Here is a 7642-nt window from a genome sequence, read left to right as displayed (position 1 = left end):
TCATAAAGATCATTTCGCATATCCATGACCATGGTGGTAGTGATCTTCCCAACTGCATAGGCCAGAACGATGCGACCGAGAATCCCGACGATGATCACACCGAACATGACCCAGGCCCAAAAATAAACCCGCTCCATATCTCTCGGATTGATCCCCTCATCAATCATACGGGCTAGAACAGTTGGCAAGCCGAGATTGACAATCACAAAAAAGATAGCTGCTGTAAAATTCAAACACAACCATTTTGGATATTTTTTCAAATAGGACCAAATATATCCCATACCTTTCTCCTCTCTATACAACAAAAAAGCACCCTCAAGCACTTTTTAAGCTATTTTACAAAGCACATTGGCTCCTTCAAGTCATCCCTATTATATCAGATCCCCCTTAGGCTAGCAAGGAAAAGAGCTGATGAAAAGCAAAGAGTAAAAAAGAGGATAGCCTCCGCTATCCCCTCTATGTACGATTATTTTTGACGTTTGAATTTTGCATCTTTGAAGAAAGCAAAAACTTCATAATCACTAGATTCTGCTTTTGATACATCCAAAGTCAAAACATCTCCATCAATCTTATACTTGACTTTATCTTTACCACCTTCTGCTGATTCAAGAGTTTTACCATTTTGATCAGCTTTCAGGTCAATTGTTTTCTCTTTGCTTTCACCAAGAGCATTCATTTTGATAATCATCTTAGCTTTTGTATCTTTAATTTCAATTGTCATTGTCAAATCAAATTGATTAATGACCTTCTCAAGTTGCTCATCAGTAGCCCCTTGCTTTTTAAGGATACTTTTAATTTGATCCTTCTCAGCTTTATAGACATATTTCCCATTGTCGCTAGTTGTAGAACCACAAGCTACAAGGAAAATCGCACCAACTGCCAATAAAGCAGCAAAGACAAGACGTTTAAAGTATTTCATCAGAAATCTCCTTTTTTGTTTATAAAAACTATTTTATCAAAAAAATAAAAGTCTAACAACATAATAAATTAGTAAGGGCTTGGAAAGTAGAATACTATTCGGTGGAGGCAACACACTCCAAAAAAATTACGTTTCGATTTGATAAATCCAACAGAAATCAGCATTTTGATCGGTACAATACCTATTTTCTGGAGAACAAAAAAGTAGATAGCCCTATACTATCTACTTTATATACTTTATTTTTGACGTTTGAATTTTAAATTTTTCTAATTTATAATATTTTATCAAATATAAAAGAATTGTAGATATGTTGATTGACAGAAATTAAATTTAAAGGAGTATGATTTAAAAAAATAGACAATCATTTAATCCTCAAAAATTTCTGATTCCTATTTTGTGTTTAATAGTTTTATTCGGTTAAAAAGCCTCTAATATTAACTTCGGACTTAAATGCAATCGACAACAGCTTTCTAATCTTGAAAAATTTAGATAGAATCCTACAGTAGATAAAGTACAGAATTAATCTGTAAAAAATAGGACTTAAACTCAAAATTGTACACAAAAAAACCGAGGCCTAAACCTCGGTTTTCATTTTGTTTGGAAACTCTATTATTTAAGAGTAACTGAAGCTCCAGCTTCTTCCAATTTAGCTTTAAGTTCTTCAGCTTCAGCAGCTGCAACACCTTCTTTGATAACACCAGGTGCACCATCAACAAGTTCTTTAGCTTCTTTAAGACCAAGACCAGTGATTTCACGTACAACTTTGATAACGCCGACTTTCTTGTCGCCTGCAGATGTCAATTCAACGTCGAATGAATCTTTAGCAGCACCAGCGTCAGCAGCACCAGCTGCAGCAACAGCTACAGGAGCAGCTGCAGTTACACCAAATTCTTCTTCGATAGCTTTTACAAGGTCGTTCAATTCAAGGATTGAAGCTTCTTTAATTTCAGCAATAATGTTTTCAATGTTCAATGCCATTGTTATTTCCTCCAAATAAGTTTTTATATTTTATGTTTTTATTTTTTTGTAGCTAGGCTACGCTGCGTAGCTTAAGATTAAGCTGCGTCTTCTTTGTTGTCTGCAACCGCTTTGACTGCAAGAGCAACGTTGCGCACTGGCGCTTGAAGTACAGAAAGGAGCATGGAAAGAAGTCCTTCGCGGTTTGGAAGAGTTGCAAGAGCAAGGATCTCTTCTTTAGATGCGACAGCGCCTTCGATTGCACCACCTTTGATTTCAAGTGCGTCAGCGTTTTTAGAAAAGTCGTTCAAGATTTTCGCTGGAGCGATAACATCTTCGTTAGAAAATGCTACTGCAGATGGTCCAACAAAAACAGATGCAAGATCTTCAAGACCAGCTTTTTCAGCTGCACGACGTAAGATTGAGTTTTTGATCACTTTGTACTCAACTTCGCTTCCACGAAGCTCACGACGAAGAACTGTATCTTGTTCTACTGTCAAACCACGAGCGTCCACAACGACGATTGATGCAGCAGCTTTCATTTTCTCAGCTACTACGTCAACTAGTTCCGCTTTCTTAGCAATAATTGCTTCACTCATTAGTGTGTTCACCTCCGTAATTATTTTGCTTGGGGAATTTTTCCAAAAGAAAAACGCGCCCAAACCTAGACACGAAAGTACAATACGCTTCTTTTTACATGATACGTTTTGTCCTCGGTAGGATCTTTATGAGTCGAGCTCCCCTACTGTCTTAGGCAGTTTTTTCAAACCGTTATTTAGTGTATCACATAAAAAAAAAGAATGCAAGTATTTTTGCAAACTTTTTTTAAAAATAATTAATCTTTGTAAATAGTCTTGGTACGATTGAGCCATGCATAGGCTAAGCCCATGATCACTCCTCCACCTACCCAGTTTCCTACAAAGGTGACAGCATAATGACGAAGCACATTGAAGAACTCTAAGTGAGGCAAATCTTTCGAAATAGAGTTAAAAGTAGCTAATGAGAAAGAAGCAAAGTTTGCCGCGATGTGTTCATTGGTAAGGAAAACAAACATATAAATAGCTGACAAGGCCATCAGAACTTTCGCTGTTTCATCTTTAAAGAAAAGGTAGGACAAGATCGCTATGTTAACGAAGATGTTAGCAATCACTCCTTCAAAGAAGACCAATTGATTGGAACGTTGGAGCTTCATCTCTACAACCGAGCCAAGGAAGCCCTTTGGATTCAAATTAGCAAAAGCACTTGTCTGACTGAAGAGAAATGCGAGGAACAAAGCACCAACTAAATTAAAGAATGTACAATAAAGTAGAATCTCTAAAGCTTTCATCCAATTTATCTTCTTTAGATAAATACCAGCTGTCAGATACATCATATTTGAAGTCGTTAGCTCACTATTTAAGAATAGTAAATAAACTAATCCCCAAGCAAAAATAAATGGGAACAAGAAACGACCAGAACCTGGCAAGAAGGTGTTGAGAAGGTCTGCACCCACAATCCCAACTGCTGTACTCATTGTGAGAAATGCACCCGCAAACATAGAGCGGACAGCATAGCGAGCTTTAGAAGCTGTATATAGTTCTTCCTTCTTCTGACATGCTGCCTCTACTTTAAGAACAAAATTTGATTCTCCCATCTGAATCTCCTTATATATTGAATTTGTGAACTTCTTCATTATATCATAGTTCCAACTTCCTGAAAAGGTTTTCAGAAAAATATTAGTAAAAATACTGTACTCTTTAAAAAAACGATTTAAAATGAATACAAGAAAAACAGACCTTAATGGCCTGTTTATCATTCAATTTAATTCATATCTTATAAGAAACGATTCGCCCAAGCGATATCCAAGTTCAAGATTTCTTGAGTTGTATATTGTTGGCGATAAGGATTGTAGACAGTACCTTCATAACCACCATACACACTAGGTGAATCATACTGAGTAAGGTTGTAAGTTTCAATGATATGGTTCAATTTTGCATAGTAACTAGTGTCAGTAGCATAGACACCGGTTAAAGCAGCTGTTGCATCCTGATAGCTTGTTGTATTGCTCTTCCAAGCTCCTGCAAAATGACCTTGTTTCAAAACCGCAACGTAGTCTTGCAATGATTCATAGTAGCTAGGGTATGAACGGAAAGCATCATTGATAGTATAGGCATTTCCAGCACCGTCATCTTCCCAAGTTTGCATCACTGCAGATTGACCAGCATAGCTCCCTTTAATACCAAAAAGGTTATAGTGTGGATAAGATGACAAACCAGATTGACCAGCTCCGCTTTCTAAAATGGCTTGAGCAATCATAACAGATGCATACAGATCATTTTCTTGACCTAGTTGGCGAGCAGATTCACCGATTTGTGAGATGAAGGCTTCTGTTGGATCTGCATATTGAGAATAAGCTTCATCATTAGCCCCAACATTTCCCACATGTTCACTCATGGCTGCCGCTACTGTTCCTGCAGCTACCAGAGCCACTAAGGATCCAATCAATTTCGATTTATTTAGTAATTTTTTCAATGTGATAATCTCCTAATGTTTTAATGAAAACTCTTTAAGATGATTATAGCACAGAAAAGCATTAAATTGTTGAGCTCAATATTACATTTTAATTACAATATCGAGATAAATCAAACAAATAAATAACAGGTTAGTAATAATACGATTTATTCCGAAAAACTATGGTCGAAAATTGCATCCCAAGCTTCTTCTACTCCAGTTTTATTGACCGATGAGAAGATGATAAAGGTATCTGTTTTATCAAAATCCAATTTCTTCTTGATCATGGATTCATGCTTGTTCCATTTTCCCCTTGGAATTTTGTCGGCTTTGGTCGCAACCAAGATAACAGGGATCTCGTAATATTTTAAAAACTCGTACATCTGGACATCATCTGCCGAGGGTTCATGACGAAGATCAACCAAGCTAATAACAGCTCTTAAATTCTCTCTCGATGTCAGATATTCTTCAATCATTTTTCCCCATTTCTCGCGTTCTTTTTTGGAGACACGAGCGTATCCATAGCCAGGTACATCGACAAAACGAAGTTTGTCATCGATATTGAAAAAGTTCAATAATTGTGTTTTTCCTGGTTTTCCTGATGTACGGGCCAAGTTTTTGCGATTTAGCATAGTGTTAATAAAAGAAGACTTGCCGACATTTGATCGACCGGCAAGTGCAACTTCTGGGATATCATCTTGAGGATAATGGCTTTTATTGGTGGCGCTCAAGAGAATATCCGCATTATGAGTATTTACTTTCATAGAATTTCTTTCTAGGCAGTTTCTAAAATTGGTTTTTCAGTTCCGTTAACTGCTTCTTTAGTGATCCGAACCAATTTAACGTCCTCTTGACTTGGAACTTCAAACATCACATCCAACATAGTTTCTTCGATGATGGAGCGTAGTCCTCGAGCACCAGTCTTGCGTTCGATGGCTTTGCTTGCAATTTCTTCAAGTGCTTCGTCATCAAATTCCAATTCAACGTCGTCAAAGGATAAGAGAGCTTGGTATTGTTTCACCAAGGCGTTTTTTGGTTCTTTCAAAATACGAACCAAGTCATCCACTGTCAATTGCTCTAATGCAGCAAGAACTGGAAGACGACCGATTAACTCAGGGATAATACCGAATTTTTGGATATCTTCTGCAACGATTTCTTGCATATAAGAGCTTGATTCATCGATGGCTTTGTTATTTTGACCAAATCCGATGATCTTCTCACCCAGACGTTGCTTCACGATTTCTTCAATCCCATCAAAGGCTCCACCAACGATGAAGAGAATGTTCTTGGTATCGACTTGGATCATTTCTTGTTGTGGGTGCTTGCGTCCGCCTTGAGGTGGCACACTGGCTACAGTTCCTTCGATAATCTTCAAGAGAGCCTGTTGAACCCCTTCACCAGATACATCGCGGGTGATAGAGACGTTCTCACTCTTCTTAGCAATCTTATCGATTTCATCAACATAGATGATGCCACGTTCTGCACGCTCAATATTGAAGTCAGCTGCTTGCAAGAGCTTCAGAAGGATGTTTTCAACGTCTTCTCCGACATAACCCGCTTCTGTCAAGGCTGTCGCATCTGCAATGGCAAATGGAACATTCAAGCTCTTAGCAAGAGTTTGAGCCAAGAAAGTTTTTCCTGAACCTGTAGGCCCCACCATCAAAATGTTTGATTTTTGGAGATCCACATCATTGTCTTCTTCACGATTTTCATGGAAGTTAATCCGTTTGTAGTGATTATATACCGCTACTGCTAGAGCTCGTTTAGCACGATCCTGACCGATGACATAGTGGTTAAGGATATTGAGGAGTTCGATTGGTTTTGGAACTTCTGAAAGATCTGCCAAGACTTCCTCAGCTAGTTCTTCACGAATGATTTCTTGAGCTAACTCAACACATTCATTACAGATAAAGGCGTTGTTCCCTGCGATAATCTTCTGTACTTCGTCTTGGTTCTTACCACAAAACGAACAATAAACCATCATATCATTTGATTGATTTGTAGGCATTTTCTTCTCCCGATTCTAAAGTCTGTTTGTAATTTATTTAAATAAAGTCATATAAAAGGCGTGAATCGAATTCACAAGATTGGTAAAGGCATTTAATAAGAAGAGGGTGGCTAAGCCATAGCGCTTCTTCCGAAGAGTCTGGGAAGCACATACTAGGCAAATCACGCATAAAACGGCTGTAAAAAAGCCAAAGATACTACGTTCCATGAACTAGTCTTCCTTTCTTTCAAAATGTCTAATGGTAAAGTCATAAGGGTTTTTTTCGTCTTTTTCGATCGTGCGCTTGTCTAGTAACTGGAACTGATCCCAATGGAAGTCTTCTGGGAAATAAGTATCTCCTTCCAATTGGGCATCGATGACAGTCTGGTAGAGCTCCTCTAGATAAGGCTCGAAAAGGCGAATCACCTTCTCCCCACCGATAATAAAGAGCGACTGATCCTGATTCCTATACCAGTCTAAAACATCCTCTACGGAGGTTCTTAACAAGACCTTTTCATTCTCTACATCATACTTGTCATCTCTAGAGAGAATGATATTGGTCCGATTTGGAAGGACGCGTTTGTTTAATCCTTCGTAGGTAACTCTCCCCATAAGGATTGCATGGCCCGTTGTCGTTTGTTTAAAGTGCTGCAATTCAGCAGGTAAATGCCAAGGCATGACCTGATCCTTGCCGATCACTCCATTCTTTGTCTGAGCCCAAATGCCAATTACTTTCTTACTCATTCTTACATCCTTTACACTGATACTTCTATTTTATCAAATTTTTCTAGAAAAGACAGTTTCCAACTATTGGTTCCTTCATCAAAACTTTCTATTTTTTTCGTCAAAAAAAACCGCGATTTCTCGCGGTTTTGATGAGACAAATCCTAAATCTTAGTCTTCTTTTTTGCGTTTAGCAAGTCCGAATAATGAGAGACCTGTCAAAGCGCTAAGAATAGCAAGACCAGTTTTAGAAGTTTCCTCAGTACCAGTTTCAGGAAGAACTGCTGTTTCATCAGATGGATTGATGAATTTAGTTTCCTTAGTTTCTGGAACTGGTTTTGGATCTGGCGTTGGAACTGGATCCGGAGTTGGTGCCGGTGTAGGAACCGGAGTTGGAGTTGGAGCTGGAGTTGGTGTAGGAACCGGAGTTGGAGTTGGTGTTGGTGTCGGAGTTGGTGTCACCGTCTTCTTGTAGATGTGTTGTGTATTACCGTTCTCATCTACAATCGTCTTCACAAACTCGTAACCTGGAATATCTTTCTTCGGTTGCTCACCATCTTCTGTTG

At 38.4% G+C, this 7642-nt stretch carries 10 protein-coding genes, 1 pseudogene and 1 other annotated feature; all 11 genes and pseudogenes read right to left on the bottom strand.

The window, feature by feature from the left end; all coding sequences use genetic code 11:
* A pseudogene (locus ACLOR3_RS03840) lies at positions 1-281 on the bottom strand (ABC transporter ATP-binding protein); the annotation flags it as partial.
* A 185-nt stretch (positions 282-466) separates the two neighbouring features.
* On the bottom strand, positions 467-919 hold the full coding sequence (locus ACLOR3_RS03835) for a hypothetical protein (RefSeq protein ID WP_411400359.1): 453 nt from the start codon (positions 917-919) through the stop codon (positions 467-469).
* A gap of 609 nt (positions 920-1528) precedes the next feature.
* Positions 1529-1897, bottom strand: a complete 369-nt coding sequence (rplL, locus tag ACLOR3_RS03830; RefSeq protein WP_048716072.1) for a 50S ribosomal protein L7/L12 — start codon at positions 1895-1897, stop codon at positions 1529-1531.
* 77 nt (positions 1898-1974) lie between these two features.
* A complete protein-coding gene (gene rplJ, locus ACLOR3_RS03825) occupies positions 1975-2475 on the bottom strand; it encodes a 50S ribosomal protein L10 (protein ID WP_048691273.1) in 501 nt (166 codons plus the stop codon).
* Positions 2476-2513: 38 nt separating this feature from the next.
* Positions 2514-2649 (bottom strand) — a sequence feature (ribosomal protein L10 leader region).
* Positions 2650-2711: 62 nt separating this feature from the next.
* On the bottom strand, positions 2712-3509 hold the full coding sequence (locus ACLOR3_RS03820; RefSeq protein ID WP_411400360.1) for a formate/nitrite transporter family protein: 798 nt from the start codon (positions 3507-3509) through the stop codon (positions 2712-2714).
* Between the two features lie 179 nt (positions 3510-3688).
* A complete protein-coding gene (locus ACLOR3_RS03815; protein ID WP_411400361.1) occupies positions 3689-4387 on the bottom strand; it encodes a glucosaminidase domain-containing protein in 699 nt (232 codons plus the stop codon).
* Positions 4388-4533: 146 nt separating this feature from the next.
* On the bottom strand, positions 4534-5130 hold the full coding sequence (gene yihA, locus ACLOR3_RS03810) for a ribosome biogenesis GTP-binding protein YihA/YsxC (protein WP_411400362.1): 597 nt from the start codon (positions 5128-5130) through the stop codon (positions 4534-4536).
* A gap of 11 nt (positions 5131-5141) precedes the next feature.
* Positions 5142-6374, bottom strand: a complete 1233-nt coding sequence (gene clpX / locus ACLOR3_RS03805) for an ATP-dependent Clp protease ATP-binding subunit ClpX (RefSeq protein WP_048716080.1) — start codon at positions 6372-6374, stop codon at positions 5142-5144.
* Positions 6375-6407: 33 nt separating this feature from the next.
* Positions 6408-6581, bottom strand: a complete 174-nt coding sequence (locus ACLOR3_RS03800) for a hypothetical protein (RefSeq protein WP_006596311.1) — start codon at positions 6579-6581, stop codon at positions 6408-6410.
* A gap of 3 nt (positions 6582-6584) precedes the next feature.
* The gene (locus ACLOR3_RS03795; RefSeq protein ID WP_411400363.1) at positions 6585-7097 is read right to left on the bottom strand and encodes a dihydrofolate reductase; all 513 of its coding nucleotides are present in this window, start codon (positions 7095-7097) and stop codon (positions 6585-6587) included.
* Positions 7098-7247: 150 nt separating this feature from the next.
* The coding region (locus tag ACLOR3_RS03790; RefSeq protein ID WP_412037009.1) for an LPXTG cell wall anchor domain-containing protein at positions 7248-7642 on the bottom strand (395 nt) is incomplete at its 5' end.

Source organism: Streptococcus intestinihominis, from assembly GCF_046824975.1.
Taxonomy (GTDB): Bacteria; Bacillota; Bacilli; order Lactobacillales; family Streptococcaceae; genus Streptococcus.
The sequence above is the reverse complement of the archived record's forward strand: the minus strand, read 5'-3'. Positions and strand labels throughout refer to the sequence as shown.